Here is a 24478-nt window from a genome sequence, read left to right as displayed (position 1 = left end):
GTTATTAAGTTAGCTAAGAAAGAAAGCAGCAACTTACGCCGGTAAGCTGCTGCTTCTTTTATTACATTCCACTAAAGGTGTTACTTCTTATTCTTAATCTTAATCTTCGACGGTTTTTCTCCCTCTACCCCATCACGATCAATCACAAGGATCTCCCAATACTCCAAGCTCGGAACAGTAATGACCAATTCATCCTGATTCCAGCTGTACTCAAGTTCCTCCATCATCCCTTCTCGTTTGTCAGGGCTTGCTGCATAAACTTTAAGTTTCGGCAGTTCTTCAGCTGACTGACCAATCGGGTATCTCACCGTCAGCTCTTTTTGAGTCTCAGGCTTAGCAGCTGCGTTTCTCCAGTTCGAGTCGTTGTTTAATAGATTGATAAGGTGAACGACCTCATAATCTTCAAAGCCTTTATTGTCCTTGTTATCCCTGACGATGGACCAGATGCTGTTCTGCTCGCCGTTGTCACTCACGTTGACTTCTTTCCCGCCGGTCTCGACTTTTACTTGCTTATCTGTCTGGGTGCTGTCGAACAGAATGTTTTCATAGGCGGCGAAGAATTTGTAGTAGTCTTTCATTGATTCTTTGAGTGATCCGCTCATTTTCTTGCTGCGGTTCGGGTAGTATTCGTGAGCCAGCATGTTCGGCCCTTCCTCGAATTTTTCGGCAGTGCCGATTTCGATATGGGTCGCTCCCATGGCGGCGAGGCCTGCGTCCATCAGGCGGACGGAAGGTTCGTCGAATAATCCGATGGTCATACGGCGCAGGTGGATCGTTCCTTGTTGTCCTTCTTCCTGCTTCAGTGTGATTTCATGCTTTCCTGCCGACAGCTCAGGCAGTACGACATATCCGTCTTCGCTGTATGAATCGATATTGCCGGTGCTTTTAAAGACGACTTTGTAGGGCTTGCCGTTCTCATCAAGGACAGGCTCGCCGTCGACATAGATGGTTCGCTCCGTGTCGCTTCCGGCGTTCGCATACGTGAAGATGAAACTTGTTTCCCCTTTTTCAGTGACATCGACGTCGAAGGTCACTTCATCGCCCGTATGACCAAAGTTCAGCAGTGTATCCTTATAGATGTGCATCGGGGATAGACTGTCTGCCGTTTCTGCATGTATCCGTTGATTTCCTATTTGAAGATAATCCAGCTTGACGCCGTCATCATCTATATCCTGGACTTCCATCCTGATGATGTTCCGGCCTTCTTCCAGCTGAATATTCTTCATCTCAAGATCTTCCCAGCCATTCGAAGATGAAAATACGACCTCGCCCGCTTTCTCTTTGTTGACAAAGACTGCACGTTGAGCCTCTCGTTTTGAAGCTGAATCATTGTTGTATCTCCATTTCAAGTCATATGAACCGGCTTCAGGCACTTCGACGGCAAAGTTCAGGAAGTCGCCTTCATCCTTGAAGTCATAGATATGCCCTGTAGTGGTGGTGATCCCATGGCCTTCAGGGGCAAAATCGGCTTCTTCCACCTGATACTCCACGCCGCCTGCATTCATACTGTCGAGATTGATGTATTCCCCGTTTGAAGCCATTTCGAAGATCACTTCATGCTCTCCAGGCGGTACCTTGGCGTTGATGGTCTTCTCCACCATGGCTCCGTCCCAGCCTCCCGGGGTGCTTGAGAAAACCGTTTCGGAAACCGTCTTGCCGTCCACATATTGATTATTGGAAGGAATCAGCTCTCCGTCCACATAGATGTTGATATGAGGGTTATTCGCCGTCCTGTATTTGAAGCTGAGTGTATCGGTTTCTTCCTTATTGTTGACGTTGAACAGGACACGCTGGCCTTTGTTTCCGAAGTTATTCGTATAGCCAGGGTCGACCGATACTTCGCTTGTCCTTGAAACGACCGGAAGCCAGCCAAGTTCCGCTTCTTCAGCTTCTATTACTTGAGATCCAGATTCGATCTTATCGATGGCTATGCCTGTTTCTTCAGTTTCTTCTTCCTTCTGGATGGAAATCTTATTTTCCCCGTTGTACAGATAGATGGATACTTCCGCTGTTCCCCATTGACTTTCTGCAGTTGGTGGCAGCGTCATAATACCTGCCTTCTTTCCATTAACAAAGATGCTGCGTTTCGTTTCTTCTCCAGGATTTTGATATCTGACAGAAATGGCCGTTTCTTTCGATTCCCCGGCATTCATCGGGAAGGAAATGAAGTCTCCCTGCTGTTTGAAGTCCGTGACTCCGTCGTCATCCGCTTTTATGAGCGGCTCCTGTGATGGTTCCCAGCCGACTTCGGCTTTTTCTGCCTGATAACGGTCCTCCCCTACAGATAGATAGTCGATTTTTGCACCTGTATCATTGACGCCGTCGGCTTTCAGTTTTATCTTGTTCTCACCTGATTTGAGCTTGACCGACGTCTCTTCCGTTGCTTGGAACGATTCCCACCCGCCAGTCGGATCCAGTTGGATAGAATCACTCACCAGTTCCCCATTCACATACAGGTGGCGGCTGACCGTTGTGCTTTCCACACCGTACTGGAAGCTGACCGGATATGTTCCGGCTTCGGAGGCATCGACGGTGAATTCAATGAAATCGCCGTCCGTATCAAAATTGTATACATGGCCATGCTTATCAACTTTACTGCTGATCAGTTCAGCATCCTCTGCTTCATACTCTTTCTCATAGTCTTCTTTTTTAAGGACGAGACTGTCTACGTTAAGCCATAAATTATTTGTGTTCAGTGACAGCTTGATCTCGTTTTCCCCTTCTTGCAGATCGGCTGTAAGGCTTGTTTCCGCAACCGGGTTCCCCCAGCCGGTCTTCTCACTGAATGGAATCGCGTCTTTTACGAGAGCGTCATTCACGTGGATTTTCCCGACAGGGCTTTCCCCGTTGTCATGGCCGTACTTAAGGTCCACCGTATAGGTGCCGGACTCTGGTGCATCGACCTTCCAGATGATTTGGTCTTCATCTTTCATCCCGAAATCCCCTACCCATCCAGGCATCTTCTGAATCCGGGAGATGAAATGTTCGGACCTCGGCACTCCCTCTACATCCGCGACGTTGTAATGCTCGCCGGTCGCCTGCTTGTAGTTCATGTATCCGGCAATGACGACTGCTTTCCCGCCGTTCGTTTCCCTTGTTTCTTCCACTACCTTCAGTAAGTCGCGGTAGTGATCTTTATCCTGCCAGATTTCGCTGTAGTCAAAGTCGGTCTGTGTAGACGGCCGCGGCACGTCACTATATCCGTCGTTGCCCCCGACCATATTGAAGGTGACAAAGTTCTTGGATTTATCGTTGTCGGTCAGTGAGCCCTTTACCGAGTTGATAAGAGAATCATAGTCTTTCGAGAAGTGGCGTTTATTGCCTTCATAGTCATAAAGATAATCGTTGTCATGGAATCCCCACTGATCGAGGTGCATCCCGTCGAAGCCGAATTCATTTACACCCCTCACAAACTCCCGGTTGATGTATTCCTGCCATTCGGTGTTCCCCGGGTCCTGGAGGTAGAGTCCGGTCGGCGGGTTCACCCAGTCGAAATAGAATCCTTCCTGGTCGCTTAAAGAAGGGTCCGGGAAACTAGCATTCTTCTTATACAGTCCCCATTCCTTCTTCACCCCGAAAGCTTCATAGTTTTCCCTTGCGGCATAGTTCATTTGATAAGCCATGGCTGCCGCATTGTATTTCTGCGCTGCATCGATCTGCTGCTTCACCGTGATCGGATAAAGCTTGCGTCCGAGCAGATCATTATAAGCCGTGTCTTTATCGATATCTTCAGTGATGAAGTTTCCGTCTTCATCAAGTACGGGGTTCCCTTCACTGTCGGTCTTCGAGTAGACGGATACATCATGGCGCCACATCCAATCATAGAATTGGAATCCATTCAAATAATACTCCTGGGTCAGCTGCTTCATCTTCTTTTCACTTTCGGCTGTTGTTTCTTGAGGGAATTCGGTTGCATAACCATAACGGGGATACTGGGTCCAGTCACTTGAGACATCGATGGCTGCCGTGACGATTTGGTCGGATCCCTTGAATGAGGCTTTTACTAGATATCCTTTAAAATCATCTGACGGCGGTGTCCAATCCACCTCTATCCCTTTCAGGCCGTTTTTCACGTGGATCTTCTTGCTGCCCTCCGCGACTTTTTCATTGAGATGATAGACTTCTAGTTGGAGATCGCCTTTCCACTCTTTTTCGGTGTTGAATAAGAGGGAGAGCTTCACTTTTTCACCGGGATTATACCTCGATTTGTCTACAAGGAATGCAGAGATCGGTTCTGCCGGGAGATTTTTTTTGCTTTGGGCTTTTTGCACGGTCTCTTTTTGATTGTCTTTGGCTGCAGCATCTTGGGGCAGCGTGAATGGTGTCAGGGCAAGGTTGAAGGCAACCAGGCCGGCCAGAGGCAGTTTCAATTTTCGATTGATATTCATTTCCTTCCTCCTCATGTATTGGCAGGGACTGAACCCTGCCGTATTTACCTGCTTTCGAGCGGCTGGACATTCCCCAGTTTCAGCTCAGGGGAACCCTGTTCAGGACTTGCCCACAGCACCGCATTCCTGATCACCTGCTGAATGTCTTTGTGATAATACGTCGGATAGGTTTCATGTCCCGGTCTGAAGTAAAAGATTTTCCCTCTTCCGCGCCGGTATGTACAGCCGCTCCTGAACACCTCTCCACCCGAGAACCAGCTGATGAAAATGAGCTCGTCAGGCTTCGGGATGCCGAAACGCTCGCCGTACATTTCTTCATTCTCGAGTTCGATGACTTCCGGGATGCCGTTCACGATCGGATGACCTTCCTCCACAACCCAAAGCCTTTCTTTATCATCGGCTTCACGCCACTTCAGTTCGCCCGTCCTGGTGCCCATCAGCACCTTGAAGACTTTAGAATTATGGGCGGAGTGCAGCGGGATGAATCCCATCCCATCAAGGATCCGTTCCTTCACTTTCTCTACAATGTGGTCACTTACTTCATCATGGGCGATATGTCCCCACCAGATCAGCACATCGGTTTCATTGAGGATGTTGTCCGTTAGCCCGTGCTCCGCTTCATCAAGCGTTGCTGTCTTCACTTCGAACTCTTCCTGCAGGAAACCGGCAAGCGCCTGATGGATGCCGGCAGGATAGATCTCCTGTACAGCCGGATTCGTTTGTTCATGTCGATATTCATTCCAGATTGTCACTCTGATCATTGTGATTCCTCCATTTTTTCAAGTTCTTTTACGGCTACTTCTTTTCTCAATTGATCGGATAAGAGAACGGAATCGATCACCCGCTGTACGACGTAACCATCCCTGAATGTCGGCCTGTCCAGTTCTTTCTTTTCGTTTATGGCGTCCACCCACTTCCAAATTTCGTTCTTTTCAGTAAAACGCCATGGACGGAATCGTTCTTCGGATGGCTCGGCCGCATCATCCCACGGATATATGTTTGCTAGTTTTATATCCTCCCAGGGACCGTTTACCGGTGCGTACCTCAACCTGATTCCCAATTCGCTGGAGAGGAGCTGCAGAGCCCCTTTCCCGCCTTTCACCATCAGATCGATTGTCTGGTTCCGGTCCCCCTGGGTTGAAACCCAGCTGGTATAAAAGGATCCCTGGATTCCTGATGGAAACGAAGCTTGGAAGAAGGCGGAATCCGCAGAACGGTCTTTATCTTCCAAGTCGGCCGCCCTTTTCATACTCCCGCCTTCCAAATACGAAAGGGAAGCCGATACATGCTCGATGTTTTCACCAAGGATATAGTGGACGGCGTCTATGAGATGCGAACCCAAGTCAGCAAGAACACCGCCTCTTCCTCCCACAGAACTCGTGCCGCGCCATCCGGGCGGTCCAGATAATCCGTAATCACCTGAATACTCAAATTTGCCATCATATACCCTGCCTATCAACCCGTCCTCAATCAGTTCCTTCATCCGGACGACGGCTGGATTTTCCCGATACGTAAAATTCACTCCATGGATGATGTTGTTTCGTTCTGCCGCTTCCCTCATCGCCTTTGCCTGCTCAGTGTTCATTGCTAACGGCTTTTCGCACATGACATTGATTTGCTTTCCTGCTGCCAGCAAGGAAATCTCGTGATGGCTGACGTTCGGGGTCACTATGCAGATGCCGTCAATGTCTTCTTCAAGCATTTCCCTGTAGGACCGGCAGCTTGACGGTATGCCGTATTTGGCAGCCAGCCTGTCTGCATTGGTTCCATTTTGACTGCAGATTGCCTTGAGGATGACGGAGGGATGTTTCTTCAAAATAGGAAGATACCACAGGTCCGTGAATGAACCGGCTCCTGCGACGGCAATCTTTACTTTTTGATCACTCATACATATCTCCTTTCTATTCGTCTATGTTTACTGACCGGCCCTTTTCAGCTGACTCGATGATGCGCTCCAGCACTTTTTGATTTCGATAGCCATCATGAAAGTCAGGAATCCCTTCTTGCTCCTGTCCAGTCACTAAAGCGATGAAATCCTCCAGCTGCTGGCGCCTGTAGCCCGCCGGAACTTCCAAGATCTCTTTCGTTGTTTTAAGCTCCTTGGCATCCACTAAACTAAACAGAACTTCATCCGGTTTTTCACAATTGACGTGTATCGTCCCGATATCTCCGTACAACGTCACTTCATGCTGATTCCCGGAACCGATTGCATTCCTCGTCGTCAGGAATGTGCCCGCCACATCGTTCTCAAGCTCGGCTAGGAAACTGGCGTAATCATCCACTTCCACTTTGTGCATGCTGCCGCTTGCCGGATCCCTGCGTTCGGGGACAAAGGTTCTCATTAACGCAGATACTGATTTGAATTCCCCGACAAGGAACCTTGCGCTGTCAATCATATGGGCGCCGAGATCTCCGAGTGCTCCGGTCCCGGTAACCACCTTATTAAACCTCCATAAATACGGGACATCAAAGATCGGCGCACCGAACGATTGAAGATAACGGACCTCCATATGACGGAGGGTGCCGATCTTATTTTCTTGGAGCAGTTTCTTCGCATATCTGAAAGCCGGTATATAACGGTACGAAAAACCGACCATGCAGGGAATCGGTGTCTTCTCATAGAGTTCCGCCAGATATTCCGCTTCCTTGAAATTCAAGGTAAACGGCTTTTCTGCCATAATTGGTTTCTGATGCCGGATGCACAGTTCCAATACGTTCGCATGCAGATCATTCGGCACAATCGAAATGACGGCATCAACATCCGGATCCTGGATGAGTGACTCCATTTCAATGAACCGCTTCTCTTTCCCGATTCCCTCTTCATCTCCCACCTTATGCAGGAGTTCATCGTTCACATCGCAAAGAGCGCTCAATTGAATCCGCTCCAGTTCAGAGATCATCTTCCGGTGTGCATTGGCCATTCCGCCAAGTCCGATCAGGCCGACCCTGATTGATTGATTTTTTGTCAATTTCGTTCCCCCTCCCCTTCTTACTTCCTATTGTAAAGAGAACCTTCGGACAGTAGAATAGCTAGAATGAAAGCGCTTAACTTATGACACTCACTTGTGTATATAAAACACTCTTTCAGTATGAAAATTAAAAGCTTAAAAAATATGAATTTTGATCAAGAAATGAAAATATATATAAAATTGGTGTTAGCACGTTATAATTGACGCACTTGTGTCAGAAAGGAATGGTCAATTGAAAAGAGAAGAAGTTTTAGCTGCCCTTAAAGCAGGAGAATTTGATGGTATTAGTCATACGTATCAACCATACAGTGATGGTTACAGTAAAAATAGTTATCAAATAGAAATGAGTGTTTCCGGCGGTGCTATTGAGGTTACGAAGATTACTACAGGCAAATTCTTTGACGGTAAGGAAAATGAACGATTTGAAGAAGAGAAAACTGAAACCTTAAGTGATTATAAAGCGATTGATTTTATAGAAAGTCGTCCGTATTACTTTTCACAGAGAAGACCCGATTTGTTTTAGACAGAGACCCAAAACCCGCCCGAGGATGAACTGTCTTGCCGGTCTTCTTATTCGAATAATGGCAGCTAAAAAAAACGGTCAGAGGGACATCATTCTCTGACCGCTTTTATATGCAAATAACATTGTTTGCGCAGCGAATAGCTCAAACATTTCGTTTGTTAATTAAAAGTTTGTAATTTCAAACTGGACCTGTACCCGCCCGCCTGCTTTTCCCTATTATTAATTCAATCTATAAACTCTCGCTTCATATGGCCTCAATTGAAGTCCTTCTAAACGCTCTTCTGCCGTCCCTTCGACATAATTGCCGATCAAGAGGGAAGCCGATTCATACTGGATATCTTCAGGCAAAGTACATGTCGCATTTTCCTTTGTGAAATTGCACATGATGACCAGCTTTTCTTCACCGAGTGACCGTGTGTAGGCATAGATCTGTGGATTATCCTCAAGGATAAGGTCGTACGTGCCATAGACGATAATATCATGCTCTTTGCGAAGGCGGTTCAATTCCTTGTAGTAGTAGAAGATGGATGACGGGTCTTTCAGCGCATTCTCCGCATTGATTTCCTTGTAGTTCGGATTGACCTTCAGCCACGGTGTTCCGATCGTGAACCCGGCGTGTTCACTGTCATCCCACTGCATCGGTGTCCTTGCGTTGTCCCGCCCCTTGCGATAAATGGCTTCCATGATCTTGGCGTGATCCTCTCCGCCTTCTGTCACTTTTTCACGGTACATATTGTGGATTTCGATATCGTTGTACTCTTCCAGGGAGTCGAATTTCACATTGGTCATGCCCAATTCTTCCCCTTGATAGATGTAAGGTGTCCCCTGCATCATGTGAAGGAAGGTGGCAAGCATCTTAGCCGACTCAACGCGGTATTCCTGGTCGTTCCCGAATCTCGAGACCATTCTTGGCTGATCGTGATTGTTAAGGTAGAGGCTGTTCCATCCCCTGCCTTCAAGATCCTTCTGCCATTTGGTCATCACATCCTTGAGATCGGCCAGCGTCCAATCCTTGACGTCCCACTTCCCGCCGGGACCGGAGTCGAGGTCCATATGTTCGAAGGTAAAGATCATGTTCAGCTCGGTGCCTTCTTCATTGGCATACCGGGCAGCATCCTCCGGGGACGCCCCCGGGCATTCCCCGACCGTCATCATATCGTATTTTGAGAGCACTTCCCTGTTCATTTCCTGCAGATACTCATGTACACGGGGACCGTTCATGAAGTAATCCCCGCCCCAGTCGTATTTCTTTCCTCCAGGCGTACTTGGGAGACCGTCCTCTTTTGAGATCAGGTTGATCACATTTATCCTGAATCCGTCGACCCCTTTATCGAGCCACCATTTCATCATGTCGTAGATTTCATTTCTCAGAACAGGATTTTCCCAGTTAAGGTCAGGCTGCTTTTTACTGAATAGATGAAGGAAATATTCGTCAGTCTCCTCATGATACTGCCATGCCGACCCGCTGAAGAAGGAAGTCCAGTTGTTTGGTTCATTTCCGTCCTTGCCTGGACGCCAGATGTAATAATCCCTGTAAGGGTTGTCTTTCGATTTCCTGGATTCAATGAACCATGCATGTTCATCCGATGAATGATTGACCACAAGATCCATCATCAGCTTCATCCCTCTTTTGTGCAGACCTTCCAATAATTCTTCCCAGTCTTCCATCGTCCCGAATTCGTCCATGATGGCTTTGTAATCGCTGATATCATATCCATTATCATCATTCGGGGATTCATAGACGGGGGACAGCCAGATGACACCGACTCCCAGTTCTTTCAGATAATCCAGCTTGCTGATGATTCCTTGCAAATCACCGATCCCGTCTCCGTTACTGTCTTTGAAGCTTCTCGGATAAATTTGATAGACGACGCTTTCTTTCCACCATTTCTTCTCCATTTCCCTCTTCCTTTCTATGAGGCTCTTTTCGCAACCTTTGTTCTTTACACGCAAGAAAATACCGGAACTTGGGTATTTTCGGGTTGTATGCCCATTCCTTATTTAAGCTGGAGTTCGAATAGAGCATGTGCACTCCTAAATAACGGACGTAAATCAACAATCATTTAGAAAACAGCCTTTCTATGATGAGAGCTGACGGTCTATATCAGCCGCCGCTTTCTTCAGTCCTTCTTCCACACTGACTTCACCGCTGAAAATGCTTCTGAAGGCATTTGTCAGGATAGTATTGATTTCTTCCCACTGCGGCACCGGCGGCCTTAAGAAGGCTTCGTCGATGCTTTCGATATAACTTTTATAGTAAGGATACTCTTCTGCAATACTGGAGAGTTCCACCCGTTTGTTCGTCGGGAGCAGGCCTGCTTTTAACAAAAGTCCCTGAGGTTCTTCGGTCGTCATCCACTTAATGAATGTCCAGGACGCTTTCGGGTGTTTCGTCCCTTTCGTGATGACCGCATTCTCCCCGCCAAGGATCGATCCCTGCTCCCCGTTACTCGGAAATACGCCTGAAACCGTTCGCTGATTGACAAGGGCCAAGTCGTTTTCAGACCTCACGCTGTAAAACCACGGCCCTTCATCAATCATGAAGTAATCCCCGGAGCCGACATTCTGCCACGTCTCCGGATAACCGCTGAGTGCCTCGGACGGGATGTTTCCATTTTGGTATAGATCCAACAGCTCTTTAAAAGCTTTAATGCTCTCTTTGCTATCAAGATAGCCGCTTGCCTTCGTATACTTGTCGTTCATGAGCTTCCCGCCCAAACCGTAAAAATAGGGGAGGCTGTTCCAGGGGGAAACGTCACTGATACCGATTTTCAGATTGTTTTCCTTTACGATGCGGATCAATTCATCCATCGTTTTGGGAAGGTGCTCCAGCCCAAGCTTTTCCACCGCTTCTTTATTGTAAATGGCTGCTTTCGTATTCGTGTTCAGGGGCAGACCGTAATAATCCTCCCTGAACCGGTTCGACTCAAGGGGATTTTCAAGGAATCTTGTTTTGACCAAGTCAAAATCATCAAACTCACTGATTGTATAGAGTAAGTCCAGGTGGACAAATTTAGGCATCCAGGTAATATCCATCCGGACGACATCGGGTGTCCGGTTGACAGAGGCCCGCGAAATAAGCGCTGACATCAGCTGCTTGCTATGCGGCTGCCTGACGGATTTGACATCGATCCCTGGATACTTTTCTTCGAATAATGGAATGATCTCGTTTTCAAAGATTCTCGTTTCTTCATCGCTGTAGGTATGCCAGACTTCTATTTCTTCCACCCTTTTTTCATCAGATACATTCAGTTTCCTTGAATCGTCGATGATGTGTTGATTTCCGCAGGCGTTCAGTACCAGCAATAGGATAAGTATGATGGTTGTCCGGAATCGAAACATGTGAGAAATCCCTTTCCAAATCTATTTGTGATGCTCTGTCCTGTAATCCCCCGGCGAGTGTCCGGTGATTTTCTTGAATAATTTACTGAAGTACTTCACATCATTGAAACCTGATTCGCCGGCTACTTCATAGACCTTCAATGAAGTGTGGCTCAGGAGTTCTTTTGCTTTATTGATTCGGAGGCTGATGACGTAATCGATGAAATTGATATCCATGAAGCGTTTGAACAGAATGCTGAAATAATTCCGGCTGATATGGATATGGTCGGCGACGTGCTGCAGCGTCATCTCTTGTGTAAAGTGCTCATGGATATAGGCCAATGCCTTATCCAGCAGCTCATTATCCGTATGTGGATGCTTGCTTTCCGATTCCAGAAACATGTCACATTCATTCCTTGCTTCATGGAATAGTCCCGTCAATTCTTCCAGAGTTTCGGAAGAATCCATGCTTGAAATATAGTCCATCAACACACCTAGGTCGACCTTGTTCCAGTAAAGGACCTTCAGGATATTCCCTGCTTCCTTCTTGATCAGGTCAGGGTGCATGTCTTCTTCCTTCCAGCGTGCAAACCTCACCTCAAGGAACTTTTCAAGTGAATCTTCCCTGTGAAGCATAGCTTTTATCTCTTCAAGGCCCAGGGGCTTCTGATGCATTTCATTTCCTCTTTCATATGGAAAAATCACCATATCACTTTGGAAAAAATACTGCTCGCCTGCCAGGAAAGCATGATGGTATCCATCGACCAATTTTCCCGGATCTGAAACCACGGCATAGCTGAACACCAGCTTCAGCGCCGTCTCCTTTTCAATCCTCTGCTTCAACTTGTTCACGGTATCCCGCGGTTCTTCCGTATTCCCCAAGAAGAAAATCAGTTCGTTTTCGCCTATCGGAAAGCAATACCCGTCTTCCGTTTCTCTGTAGAAACGCTCCTGAATTTCTTCGATGATAAGGTTTTTATAGAGGAAACCAAATTCATCCTGAAGCCGGTCAAGATCCTTAATGCTTCCAAGTAGTAAAAGCTGGGGCATGGGGAGATTTTCAATCCTTTGTTCAGATGCTTGGAACGGTTCTTTTCGCAGGAGAATCCTCTTAATGGATTGTTCCGTCTTCCGCCTTTCGTGAATCTTATTGGCCAGTTCCGCATGATCAAGCCGCTCTGTCACTTTTTCCTCCTCGAGGATTTTGTCTATACACTTATGGATGGTCTTGGAGAATTGCTCAGGCTCCAGTGTCTGTTTCAAGATATAATCAACCGCCCCGTGGGTAAGGCCTTCCCGAACATATTCAAATTCGTTGTAGCTGCTGACCAGCACCACTTTAAGCTTAGGGTTCACTTGAAGCGCTTTCTTCATCAGGGTGATGCCATCCATTACAGGCATCTTGATATCGGTGATCAGGATATCCACATGGCCGGTTCTTTCCATTGCCTCCAGCGCTTGTTTTCCATTTGAAAAATCACCGATCAAGTGAAGATTTTTATCTTCCCAGTCAATGGAGGATTTCAAGCCGAAGCGGATGATCGGTTCATCATCCACAATCATTACGTTATACACCATGATCACCCCCTGTTTTCTTCATCAATACAAGCTTCACCAAAGTGCCTTCACCGCTGCTGATTTCCATCTTCGAATCCGGACCGAAATAAAGCCTGATGGAATCGACCACATGACTTAACCCGATTCCCACATAGGAATTGTCCCCGTCTGAAGTTCTTTGCACCCGCTGTAACATATCCTGCTCAACACCGACTCCATCATCCCTGATCTCGATTTGAATTCCACCGGAGATATTCTTTCCGGTGATCCACACGGTCCCTTCCGTTCCGGTCGGCACGATTCCGTGAAAGATTGAGTTTTCCACGATCGGCTGCAGAAGCATCCTTGGAATTTCCCAGTCTTCTACGCCCTCATCAAAATCCGTGACCAAATGGAATTTCTGCTCATACCTGATTTGCAGGATCACCATGAACTGTTCGACCAATTCCACTTCTTCCTTGATGGAGATGAAGTTCCCGCTTTTCCCCATATTCCCCTCGAGGAGTTTCGATAATGCAGTAAGCGCGGTATTGGCTCTTTCCGTCTGCTTGAACTGGACAAGCCAGCGGATCGTACTCAATGTGTTAAAAAGGAAGTGAGGATTGATTCTGTGCTTGATCGCCCGAAGGACGGCTTCCTGCTTCTGATGCTGTTCTTCCTTTACTTGCTCGAGCAGCTCTTCCACTCGGTTGATCATGTGGTTGAATTCGGAGCTCATCATCCCGATTTCATCCTTTGAATCCACACTCGTACGCACTTTCAAGTTCCCCTCTCCGACAAGCTTCATCTGCTGCGTCAAAACCTTAACCGGATCGGTCACTTTCTTTGCAATAAAGCTCCCGACGAGAATCGCCAATATTCCGAAAATGACGGATGCACCAATGATGATTTTTTGAATCGAAATGATTTCACCCGTGATTTCAGATGTAGGCACCCTGCCGACAATAAGCCAGCCGTTCCCGATTGGTTCCGTAACGCCATAATAAGGGATATCCTCTTCTTCATATTCGAATTCCCTTTTTCCAGATAGGATATAGTCCCGCATTTCCTTATTCTCAACGGGTTTATGAAGAGACTCTAAATCATTATCAATCACAACTTCAGCCTGCTCATTCACCACAAAGAAATGGCCGGTCTTCCCGAGCTTGATCTGGTTGATTTTATCCAATATCGCCTTTCCGTCCAGGCCGACCTGGACATAGGCGATGTTCTCCATCGTATCAAAGTCTTTCAGCACCCTGGTGATTGGCAGGACAAGATCGGTGTTTTCGCCGGCTCCGCTGAACCGGTCATACTCAAGCCCACCCCAGACCAACTCTCCGTCTCTTCGAACAGCTTCCTCGGCCCAGTCCATCTCATCGACGTTCACTTGTGAGAGCTTATAGGGGGAAAATGTCCCGCTCCCCCAGCTCTTCCCTTCTTGCTTCAATACGTAGAGGATCCTCACGAATGAACTCGTATAAATATTTGAATTCAGATAGGAGGTCATATACTCTTGATTTTCTTCTTTCCCGGCGGCTGGGGAGCCGCTTTTCAAATCATCCTTCACGATCTCCTGTATTCGTTCATTACTATAGATCAGGTCGGACATATCACTCCCGTTGGAGAAGATAAAGGACAGGGATTCCGCTGCCTGTCTGGCAATCTGTCTTGATGATTCCCTTACATTTTCTTTTACGACGTCCGAGGCAGAACGGTAGAAGAACACACTATTGAAGACCGTCGGGATCAAACACACGATCAATATGGTGAGAACGACCTTTGCGGCCACCCGTTCCTTCAGAAGCTGCATCATCTACTGAACCCTCTTTTCCCTTATTCTTGTTATCTATCATATCTCTCCTTGGAAACGGGAGCAATAGAACCTATCAATAGAGCCTATTTATAATCAATTACAACCATGTCCCAGTATTTCAGGGATGGAACGGTGAACGTAATCGAGTCCCCTTTTTGCTTGAAGTCAATCTCAACAGGGGAGCCCTGGTAGGCATCCGGTGTTGCCACCCAGACTTTATCTGCCTTCCCATCTGCTTTCACTTCCACTTCGATTTCCTTCTTTTCTTGAGGTTCGGGTTGCGTTCCTTGATTATCGCGCCACTCAAGTGAAGCGGCATCAGTGAAATTAATCAGATGGATGAGCTCCTTATCCTCTTTCTTTTTGGAGAATGACCAGACCGAGCCGAGCTTCGGCTGATCAGAGACGGTTAAGTCACCCTTTACTTTCACTTCTTTTTCCGTTTCCTCCCCGCCGTCAAGGAGGAGATTTTGATAGGCGACCAGGAAGTCATAATACCTTGTCAATTCGGCGTTCAGCTCTTCACTCATGCTTAATTTCTTGTGAGGGAAATACTCTTTCGAGAGCATATTTTCACCAAGTTCCAAGTGAGCCCCTCCCGCCGCGAAAATAACCGCATTCGTCATCAGAACGCCTGGTGTATTGAATTCTCCCATCGAGTCGGATAAGTCATAGTTCATATAGGCAGCGAGGATCGTATTCAGCTTCCCTTTGCTGTATTTACCATTCTGATCGATGACGCCTTTAAGACTCGAATACGTTTTGTGCCCATCCCAGAGTTCCGAATACAGGAAACTGACCGGTGCCTGTGACGCGATGTAGCCCTGTGCATACTGCGAAACGGCATTCATCACTAAATCTGTCCCAAGTTCCTGTTTGGCTTCCTTCAAAAACGGCACGTAGGTGGCCGACAGGTCGACCGTCTTTCCTTTTGCATTCCAAAGTACGCCACGGTCACCGAGCTGATCGACGTGCCACCCGTCAAAGTCCAGATGGTCAAACACTTGTTTTTCTTCATTGATAATAAAATCCTGCCATTCTTTATTGGAGGGATCCATCAGGTAAATATCACTCGCCCAATTATCAGGGAGGGGATGCTTATCCTGCTCTTCGGCATCAGGATCCTTGAAGAGGCCCCACTCTTTTTTCACTCCCTCACTTTCAGCATTTTCATAGCTGCCGAACAAGAGATTATAATTCATCGCCTTCATGTTCTTTTCATGTGCAAGGGAAATGTAGCGTTCGATCGTTTCCCTGGAGACTTCCCGGTTGGCGATATCCGGCCAGGTTTCTGCAAGCTCACCGTCTTCCATCTTCAACGGCTTCTCATGTTTATACTGCCAATCGTAAAATTGCAGGCCGTTGATATGATATCGGTTTAACCTGTCGATCACGTCTTCCTGCTGACCCGCTTCCATTTCAAAGAAATCAGCCAGATAGCCGTACCTCGGAAACTTCGCCCAATCGGATGATACATCAACCCCTATGTTCTGGTGGTCAATGACCTCATCTCCTTGTTTCACATACACTTCTACCATATATCCTTTGAAATCATCTTTCTTGGGTGACCATGACCAAGCTATGTCTTGACCTTTTAAGTCTATTTCTTCTTCTTTCACCGTTTCGTCCAGATGCTTATACTGAACTAGTATTTTTCCTTCTTCTACTTTTTCGTTCAGGGATAATGATAGATCCACGGAATCCCCCGGTGCATAGGCGGTTTTATCCGTGGTCAGCTCTTTCACCCATTTCCCCTGCTGAATCGTCTCCGCTTGAAAGACAGGTTCAGAGTTTGAATTCATGCACCCGAAAAGCAGCGCTGCTGTAAGAGACATGCTTGCCAGAACGGCCAGGCTTTTCTTTTTTTCCATTCTTTTCACCCTATTCCTCTACTCTGAGTTATCCTTTGACCGCTCCTTCTGAATGCCCGCTCTGTACAAACTTCTTCTGGAAGATGATATAAATGATGATCACCGGCAGGATCGCAATCAGGGATGCCGCGAAAATCCATGACCAGTTGCTCGCATATTTCCCCTGGAACATCATGAGCGCGATCGGCAATGTCCTCATCGCTTCATCCTTGATGATCGTCAGCGCCACGAAGTACTCATCCCATGTCCCCGAAAAAGAGAAGATCGCCATGGTACCAAGCGCCGGCTTTGATAGAGGCAGATAGATCCTTCTGAAAATCGTCCAGTTCCCGCCTCCATCCATCAAGATGGATTCTTCCAATTCCTTCGGTACGGTCTCAAAGAATCCCCTCAAAAAGAAAGTAGAACCGACCACTCCACCTCCGATATACAACAGCCACAAGCCCCAATATGTGTTGACAAGTCCGAGGTTCTTGATGACCGTAAATTGAGGTACGATCGCAAGCACAAGCGGGATCATCATCGTGAATAGAAAGATCCTGAATAACAGTTCCTTACCCGGGAACGTAAACCGGACAAAGGCATAGGCCGTCAAGGCACCAAGAAAAACACTGCCGACCGTGGCCACGCCCGCAACCAGCAAGCTGTTCATAAAGTAACGAAAGAAGTTATTCTTGTTCCAGACAATTTCATAGTTTTCAAAATTGGGTACTGCCGTGAATACTTCCTGCGGCTTCGGAAGTGAGTATGCGCCGCTTATAAACGTCGTCATCACCATATAGATAAAAGGTGTGATAAAGACGATGACTCCCAATATGAGAAACAGATAAACAATCAATTTACTAAAAAAGTTCCCATTCATACTTTTCCCCTCCTCTTCTATCTACATGAATTTCTGATTGCTCAATTTCTTCTGCTGCGTGAACGTAATTAGGAAGATCGTCAGACCCATCATCACACCGAGTGCAGAAGAATAACCAAAGTTGAAGTTACTGAATGCCTGCTTGTAGATCATACTCTGCAGCACTTCCGTCTGCCCCATCGGCCCGCCGTTCGTGATGAAGTAGACCTGCGGGAAGAAGTTGAACGCACCCATGACCAGGTTAATAATGACAAAAGCTGTGATTGGACGAAGCATCGGTACCGTGACAAATCGGAACGCTTTTATCCCGCTTGCCCCGTCGATTGCAGCCGCTTCATAAAGGTTCTTCGGAATCCCCTGAAGAGCTGCCAGGTAGATGACAACCGTCCACCCTACCGTCTTCCAGATATGGAACAGCCAGATGACGACCATCGCCGTCCACTGATTCTGCAGCCAGCTGATCGGCTCATCCACGAGTCCCAAATTCACCAGCGCGAAGTTGATCAGTCCGTTTTCCCCATCTGCAAACAGGTAGCGGAAAAGGAATGCAACAACGATCCACGACGTGATGATCGGCAGATAATACAATGTCCTGAACGTAATCTTGTACTTAACAAATTGAATATTGATCAACACAGCAAAAAACAACCCTAAAAACCAGTTGATCGGCACCGTCACGACCGTGTTGAGAAACGTATTCCTCACGGCGTATGCAAAAGCCGGATCAGAGAAAGCCTTTTTATAGTTTTCCAGCCCGACAAACGGACTTTCCGTACCGGGAAGGATGTTATAGTCCTGAAAGCTCATGACAATCCCTTTGATGAGGGGATAGATGACAAATATACTGGCCCCGGCAAGCCCGATGAGTAGAAACGGCGAGACTTCAAGCCACTGCTTCGCCCCTTTTTTGAACCGCTGGGAAAGTGGTTTTTTTTCAGTAAGAATAATATCACTGTGATTGTTATTTAGATTCGGGTCCATCTTGATCCCTCCTTATGTCCTTATGAATGAAAGAAGATACTGCACCAAATCGGTGAGTACCTTCTCTTGTCAACATTACTGTTGAAGAATGGCATCCGCTTTCTTCGCTGCATCATCCATTGCTTCTTTCGGTTTCATCTTCCCGCGCATCACTTTCTCAAAGTTCAAGTTAATGACCTCTTCAATTTCCGACCACTCAGCAATCGGTGTACGCGGCAGTGCTGTTTCTAGCTGTTTGACATACTTCTCGACAATCGGATTCTCAATCACTTTCGGATCATTTGCAGCGTTCTTATTCGTAGGAATCAATCCTGCTTCAGCCATCAATTTCTGAGGCTCTTCTGTCAACATCCATTTCGCAAACGTCCATGCTTCTTCAGGGTGTTCGGAACCTGCAAATGTGACAAGGTTCTCACCGCCGATAACAGAACGGCTTCCACCAGGACCTTCAGGAATCAGTCCGCTGACTGTTTGTTCTTCCGGATTGAATTTGCTGCCTTCTTCATTTCCAAGAATACTGTAGAACCAAGGGCCGTCATCCAGCATCAGGTACTGACCGGCTTTCATTCCGTCCCAGGCGCCAGGTTCACCGCCAAGAATGGTAGGAGAAAGCAGCTTATCCTTCTGCCATGAAGCCATTTCTTCAATCGCAGCAACGCTTTCCTTACTATTTAAATAACCATCGAACTTTGTATAATCATCATTCGTCAACTTGCCGCCAAGACTCCAGAAGTACGGAAGGAATCCCCATGTATTGCTTCCGCCGATGCCGATTCCGCCTTTAGCGCCGGCATCAACCGCCTTCTTCGCTGCATCCTTCAACTCATCCATCGTCTTAGGCGCTTCCGTGTATCCAGCTTTTTCAAGTAGATCTTTATTATAGATTGCTATTTTCGTATTTGTATTGACCGGCACGCCATAATACTTCCCATCATAGATGTTCGTCGCCATCGGAGCTTCGAAGACACTGTTCTTCACGTCCTCGAACCCTTCCATACCGCTAACTTCCTGTAGGGCGCCCATCTTGGCAAATTCAGAAACCCACACAATATCCATACGCATCAAATCAGGCGCTTCACCGCCGGACACCCCCGCGATCACCTGCTGTTTCAATCCCTCATACGGCATCCTCGTAAGCTTCAACTCAATCTCAGGATGTTCTTTCTCAAACAAAGGCTTAATCTTCTCATTAAGAATGACCTCTTCCTGATCGCTATACGTATGCCAATAATCCAACACGACCTTGTCGCCACTGCTCTCAGACCCAGTCTCACTCGATCCCCCGCTGCATCCTCCAGCAAACAACATCGTGGATATCGCTGCACCTGTCATAAACTTTTTCCAAGCATTCATATCCTTAACCCCTCCCTTTTCGTTACCTTCATTTTCCGTGAAAGCGCTTTATTATAAAACCGCTTACATTTTTGTGTTGGTGTTTTATGTTTGATTGTTTTGGGAGGGGTGGACTGAAGATAAAATAAAAAAGTGTCATATCTCTCTGTTTCAGAGAGATATGACACTTTTTGTTGGGACTTATCCACTCTTTTAATGAAAAGGAATAGATGAAACTCTATTTGATGAAGACCGTTTTCATTAATTTATGATCCGGGTCACCGTGACAGTTCTAAGTACGGTTGGTTTTTTTATAATAAACCATGTTATCTTTAAGCATTTGAGAAATACCTTCAAATCCTGAAAATAACCTATCTGCTCCATAGCCTATCTTAAGTAAATAATCATAAATTTTATGTGCCAGCGATATCGGTATATAAAATTTATAGATTAAAGGTTCTTGTTCTTCAAACCCGTCACCTCCCCAAGAAATATTATTTTCATCAACGTATTCTTGAATAAGAACATCTAGAGACTTGTTATTTACGAGTGGGAATAAAAGTTCATCAAGCTCTTTTCCTGAAACTTGATTTTGTTTCATTAAATCTTGAATATAGCAAGTTTTGTATTCCCAAGCACTCAATATGCCTTTTTGGTAATTCAAATTTGGGTTTTTATAAAGTTCAGGAGTTATTAAACGTAAAGGAATTCTAGCAGTAGTATTTTTAAAAAATTCAATAGTGAAATAATCTAATGCATATAAAACCAAATATTTAGAATCGTCCTCCGAATGTAATGCACCAGCACTCGCAAAATATAGAGATGTATATAAGTCCTTACTCCAGTCAAGCAATCTTGTAGGTAATCCATAATGCTGTGCTAATGCCGCTATCTCTAAAAATTGATTTGGTAGCCACTTATCACCTATTTCAATTCTTAACATATCAATTGAAGGAAACATTTCTAAACTATGATTTCTAAAAAATGAGACATCAGGTAAATTTAAACCTTTATAATTAGCTGCTCTATAGAAATTCATAAGAATATTTAATTCTGCTGACTGATAAAAAGACTCGAAATTATATTGAGGATGTGTAATATCCATTCCACTTAATTGAGCAAAACCATATAATTTTTCAACACTACCTTTATCTTCTCTCAAAGATGTAGGCAACAGTTTATTGAATTTTTCAGTTCGTTCTCCTCTAAAAATAAATCTTTCAAATAAAAATGAATACTTTCCTATTGGAGAAAAATCTTGAAAAAACAAATCACTCTCTTCTATCCAAACCTCTTTTAGTACTTTGGTAGTTACCAATTTATCTACCCCCATATAAATCTTTAGATATGAAAGTTCTCCCTATTTATTTTCTAGATTTCTAATTAAACTTACTTACAACTTTAATTATAGCAAAAAATGGTATAATTATTATAAAGGAGGTGGTAAAAATGACCGGTAATAAAAAGCCTGGAATGGATAATCAACCCCCTGGAAAATACAAAGAAGTAGGTCCTAGAGGTGGTGAAGTTAGTAAACCACGGGTAGTAAAAATTGGACCGGGAGATAGGCTTCCACCAACACAAGAAAAAGGACGGAAATGGAAAAAACAATGACAAACATAGATTTAAAAACCACCTAAAACACTGGAAAATCTACGTTTTAGGTGATTCTTTTTGTAGACCTCATTTGCTTATGATCCCATTTACAACCTTAATTAGAAAAGCTAACGATAATTTCCCTTATAAAATTATAGTCACTTCCCAGTTATCGAAAAGTCAACTTCTTCTTCAAAAAGCATTAACCAATACCCCGACTCATCCACCTTACAAAACGCATGACGCTCATCTTGTTTTCCATCCGGGTTAATCCAAAACGCACTCACTTTTTGCATCTCCGTTTCTACATCATCATACCGGTAGACCATTAATGCACTTGACTGCTGCTGACGATTTTTCTCTAAAACCAGATTGTTTAAATAATCAATTCTTTTCTCTGATTCTATGTATTGAATACCAATCACATGAGTGGGGACACAGCCTTCTTCTGTTTCGGAAAACAACTTCTCTACTGTCTCAACGTCCTTCCACCACACACTCTCCCTCTCCAGATGTAAATCTAAAGATACATACTCTTTTTCACTGATTCGTTTATCCCACTTCCACCAGGCCAGGTCCATTGGGCGGGACCGCCCCTTCGCCTTATCCATTTTCCTATCCTCAATAAAAACCTCGAAACCAAGCATCTCTCCCAAACTGGCAAAATAGTCGATTTCTCTTTTTGTAAACATCGAACGATTATGATTAACAGACAAATTTAGCCTTCTGTAATTTCTTACGTATCCTTCAAAGAATTGCATGAGATTGAAAGAATTCTTAGGATATATCCTGTTCTGAACAATATACTTAGGATTGATTCTAACTACTTTATTTAGATAATGCTTCTTCCAATAGTAATTATCTCTATTACGGTTGTTGTTACAAATCCTAGTGAACTCACCCACTATTTCTTGGTTCTTAAAGATAAAGTAATTCCTTTGTTTCTGGGCACTGAACATACTCATAATAGAGAATCCATACGTTGCATAATTTTCTACATCCGCAGTCCCTCTAGGGATGAGTTCCGTAATTTCTTTTACAGTAAACGATTTGTTTATATCTAACCGATTGTCCTCGATCTTCTTCAATAAACTCACAAATAATTTATCGGCATTTACTTTAGTTTGTATATTCGCAGTAGAAAAAAGACGATATCCGCTGCATTCCCAATCAAAATTGTTCAATGTTTCTCCCCCAATTGCTCATGTACTTTTAATAAGCCTTAATCCCAAACATCAATAATTTCTTAGGCAAAATATCATCCAAATTCTGAATATCCGCATCATGAAGCTCAATTAGATTAAAGCCATACTTTTTATAAATCCTTAACTTCTCTTGTTTCCTTGCAGCATATTTAGGATCGTTTTCCAATCCCCAATATTCTATATACACTTTACCAATCGGCAGATAGAAATCAGTGTATACGTCTTCCTCAACCGGTAATTTTCTTTCATATGCATGGACAATTTCAGACATGTACAACCAATTATCGATTAACATCTCTGCTCTTGATCTCACATAATGACCATCAGCCGCTCTGTGTTTGGCTTCGAACTTTTCTCTAAACTCTAAAGGGTTATGATTGGCAGCCTTTGTCTCTTCTTCTGTATCATTCCCCTGCAGCTCTTTCATCGTTTCTACCAGTCTCTTATTCTGCAATATGATTTCTGGCCAGTTTACATAGGGCACACCTGTTTTATCATATTCTAATTGTTTCCCGCCTAAGCTTTGACCAAGCTTTGTTACTGTCCACCCTTTGAGTCCCTTTTGAATAAAACCAAGCTCAGACAGGATTGGATTCATTTTAAGCTTTGAAACCCCAAAGTGTTTACTCAAAGCAGTTATATTCAGAAGTTCATCCTTACGATCAGTTTTGAACATGCTATGATCTTTTATCGTTTCATCCCATGCAATATATTCTCCAACTTTGGGATGCCTCTTAATTGTCCCACCTGATTGCTTACCTTTTTCGGTTAACACCCATTGATTATCCACTCTATTAATCAATCCATTAGCAAGGAAAATGTTAAACGTTTCCTTTACATTCATTTTTAATTCTTTTGAAAGTGCAGTGGTCGAAACATATTTCACTTTATTAGTCGTAGTCATTCTATCCCTCTTTTACTAATTTCTTCTAATTACATACTACTTCTTATTAATAGAGAGAACAACCGCAGCTTAGGAGAATTAAGTAATACAAAATGTAATATTATGTTAAAATTAATGGAGTATTTTACTAGAAAAGAATGAATCGAGGAATTAAGAATGCCTATCGCTGAAAGAGATTATTGGAATGATGACCGGTATCAACCAAGAAATAAGAAGCCTCCAAAGTGGTCCTGGGGCGCAATAGGTCTCGTCCTAATCGCCCTCTTCGCCAGCGGCCTGCCCATGAAACTCTACAACGAACTGACCATCAACCACGACCAGAAGATCAGAAGCTACCTGCAGGAGCGTGAACAATATTTCAGCTCAAGCGACCAAAGCTTCAAGCAGCTGATGACAAAAGTAAACGAAGCAAACGGAGACCTGAGTTCCCTCAAGATGCAAGTCAATGAGACAGACATCATGCTTAAACAAAACTACTTAAAACTCATGGACCTAAATCCGCCAAGGGACTTTAAAGAGCTCCACACCAAAACAATGGAACTATACGTGATCAAGCAGGCAGCCGTCGACTATCTCGTTTCCTCAACTAAGACGAATACGTATCATCATGAAATCCTGTCGACCTACATAGAAGAAAGCAATTTGAAGTTGAGTCAGCTGCAGCCACTGATGATTGACGGTCTGCAGAAAGCGGATCTACGATATGAGATCAATCAGGACGGCTCGCTTACGTATTGGGTGAAGGATGATTATGCGGGGAGCTTGGAGTAAACAGAAAGTAGTAAGAATAAGATAAATAGAACATGTTTCAGATAAGAAAGGAGGAGTTTGATGGAGTTAAAAAGCATCGGGGTACTAATATCCTGTCTTTCCGTTCTTACCTTTTGCGTTGTAAAAGCAATTGAAGAGGCCTCAAGATATACTTCCGGTGGAACATTTAATTTCATGGGGTGGTACATCTATGCATTTATTATCATCGTTTTCTTGACTGGTGTTTTTTTAGTAATTAAAAGGGATGATAGTGAAGAATAGGATTTTTATTTCTAGCATATTGGGGGGATGGCCCCAATGATCTAGAGGGGTAATTTAAAGATAATATAAAAAAGTGTCATATTTTCTGTTTTAGAGGGGTATGACACTTTTTTGTGAGAGGAATCTCCTTTTGATGAAAAAA

19 protein-coding genes are annotated in these 24478 nt (G+C 44.8%); 4 read left to right on the top strand and 15 right to left on the bottom strand.

What is annotated here, in order from left to right; genetic code table 11:
• Nucleotides 1-80: 80 nt before the first annotated feature.
• From BHE18_RS00910 to BHE18_RS00895, 4 genes are read right to left on the bottom strand one after another with little or no spacing between them, the layout of a single operon-like run.
• Complete coding sequence (locus tag BHE18_RS00910) at nt 81-4388, bottom strand: glycoside hydrolase family 66 protein (protein ID WP_071616887.1); 4308 nt, start codon at nt 4386-4388, stop codon at nt 81-83.
• A gap of 44 nt (nt 4389-4432) precedes the next feature.
• Entirely contained in the window at nt 4433-5149 is a 717-nt protein-coding gene (locus BHE18_RS00905; protein ID WP_071616886.1) for a ThuA domain-containing protein, read from the bottom strand.
• The gene (locus tag BHE18_RS00900) at nt 5146-6276 is read right to left on the bottom strand and encodes a Gfo/Idh/MocA family protein (protein ID WP_071616885.1); all 1131 of its coding nucleotides are present in this window, start codon (nt 6274-6276) and stop codon (nt 5146-5148) included. Before BHE18_RS00900 ends, BHE18_RS00905 begins: the two co-directional genes overlap by 4 nt.
• A 13-nt stretch (nt 6277-6289) precedes the next feature.
• On the bottom strand, nt 6290-7357 hold the full coding sequence (locus BHE18_RS00895; RefSeq protein WP_071616884.1) for a Gfo/Idh/MocA family protein: 1068 nt from the start codon (nt 7355-7357) through the stop codon (nt 6290-6292).
• Nucleotides 7358-7589: 232 nt separating this feature from the next.
• Here BHE18_RS00895 and BHE18_RS00890 point away from each other — a divergent pair, with 232 nt between their 5' ends.
• A complete protein-coding gene (locus BHE18_RS00890; RefSeq protein ID WP_071616883.1) occupies nt 7590-7880 on the top strand; it encodes a hypothetical protein in 291 nt (96 codons plus the stop codon).
• A 219-nt stretch (nt 7881-8099) separates the two neighbouring features.
• Here BHE18_RS00890 and BHE18_RS00885 read toward each other — a convergent pair whose 3' ends face one another.
• The 9 genes from BHE18_RS00885 to BHE18_RS00845 all read right to left on the bottom strand — a co-directional run bounded on the left by BHE18_RS00885 (nt 8100) and on the right by BHE18_RS00845 (nt 20917).
• Entirely contained in the window at nt 8100-9779 is a 1680-nt protein-coding gene (locus tag BHE18_RS00885; protein ID WP_071616882.1) for a glycoside hydrolase family 13 protein, read from the bottom strand.
• Between the two features lie 180 nt (nt 9780-9959).
• Nucleotides 9960-11222, bottom strand: coding sequence for an extracellular solute-binding protein (locus tag BHE18_RS00880; RefSeq protein WP_071616881.1), 1263 nt, complete (start codon nt 11220-11222; stop codon nt 9960-9962).
• Nucleotides 11223-11243: 21 nt separating this feature from the next.
• On the bottom strand, nt 11244-12779 hold the full coding sequence (locus BHE18_RS00875) for a response regulator transcription factor (RefSeq protein WP_071616880.1): 1536 nt from the start codon (nt 12777-12779) through the stop codon (nt 11244-11246).
• Nucleotides 12769-14553 carry a cache domain-containing sensor histidine kinase gene (locus BHE18_RS00870; RefSeq protein WP_071616879.1) on the bottom strand — a complete coding sequence of 595 codons (1785 nt, stop codon included), beginning with the start codon at nt 14551-14553 and terminating at the stop codon, nt 12769-12771. The genes BHE18_RS00875 and BHE18_RS00870 overlap by 11 nt, the downstream gene beginning before the upstream one ends.
• A gap of 83 nt (nt 14554-14636) precedes the next feature.
• Entirely contained in the window at nt 14637-16424 is a 1788-nt protein-coding gene (locus BHE18_RS00865; RefSeq protein ID WP_083573564.1) for a glycoside hydrolase family 66 protein, read from the bottom strand.
• Nucleotides 16425-16452: 28 nt separating this feature from the next.
• The gene (locus tag BHE18_RS00860; protein ID WP_071616878.1) at nt 16453-17286 is read right to left on the bottom strand and encodes a carbohydrate ABC transporter permease; all 834 of its coding nucleotides are present in this window, start codon (nt 17284-17286) and stop codon (nt 16453-16455) included.
• A 21-nt stretch (nt 17287-17307) separates the two neighbouring features.
• Nucleotides 17308-18267, bottom strand: coding sequence for a carbohydrate ABC transporter permease (locus tag BHE18_RS00855; RefSeq protein ID WP_071616877.1), 960 nt, complete (start codon nt 18265-18267; stop codon nt 17308-17310).
• Nucleotides 18268-18342: 75 nt separating this feature from the next.
• Nucleotides 18343-19620, bottom strand: coding sequence for an extracellular solute-binding protein (locus BHE18_RS00850; RefSeq protein WP_071616876.1), 1278 nt, complete (start codon nt 19618-19620; stop codon nt 18343-18345).
• A gap of 271 nt (nt 19621-19891) precedes the next feature.
• A complete protein-coding gene (locus tag BHE18_RS00845) occupies nt 19892-20917 on the bottom strand; it encodes an FRG domain-containing protein (RefSeq protein WP_071616875.1) in 1026 nt (341 codons plus the stop codon).
• Nucleotides 20918-21048: 131 nt separating this feature from the next.
• Here BHE18_RS00845 and BHE18_RS00840 point away from each other — a divergent pair, with 131 nt between their 5' ends.
• A complete protein-coding gene (locus BHE18_RS00840) occupies nt 21049-21213 on the top strand; it encodes a YjzC family protein (protein WP_071616874.1) in 165 nt (54 codons plus the stop codon).
• A 140-nt stretch (nt 21214-21353) separates the two neighbouring features.
• Here BHE18_RS00840 and BHE18_RS23505 read toward each other — a convergent pair whose 3' ends face one another.
• Together BHE18_RS23505 and BHE18_RS00830 are read right to left on the bottom strand one after the other, a co-directional pair.
• Nucleotides 21354-22379, bottom strand: coding sequence for a hypothetical protein (locus BHE18_RS23505; protein ID WP_235860227.1), 1026 nt, complete (start codon nt 22377-22379; stop codon nt 21354-21356).
• Nucleotides 22380-22407: 28 nt separating this feature from the next.
• Entirely contained in the window at nt 22408-23304 is an 897-nt protein-coding gene (locus BHE18_RS00830) for a glycerol kinase (protein ID WP_071616873.1), read from the bottom strand.
• Nucleotides 23305-23460: 156 nt separating this feature from the next.
• Here BHE18_RS00830 and BHE18_RS00825 point away from each other — a divergent pair, with 156 nt between their 5' ends.
• Together BHE18_RS00825 and BHE18_RS00820 are read left to right on the top strand one after the other, a co-directional pair.
• Entirely contained in the window at nt 23461-24075 is a 615-nt protein-coding gene (locus BHE18_RS00825) for a hypothetical protein (RefSeq protein WP_071616872.1), read from the top strand.
• 60 nt (nt 24076-24135) lie between these two features.
• Complete coding sequence (locus BHE18_RS00820) at nt 24136-24336, top strand: hypothetical protein (RefSeq protein ID WP_071616871.1); 201 nt, start codon at nt 24136-24138, stop codon at nt 24334-24336.
• Nucleotides 24337-24478 lie beyond the last annotated feature (142 nt).

This window comes from Rossellomorea aquimaris (assembly GCF_001877785.1).
In the GTDB taxonomy this organism is placed as follows: Bacteria; Bacillota; Bacilli; order Bacillales; family Bacillaceae_B; genus Rossellomorea; species Rossellomorea aquimaris_A.
Note: the sequence above shows the minus strand (reverse complement) of the source record. Positions and strands in the feature narration are given on the sequence as shown.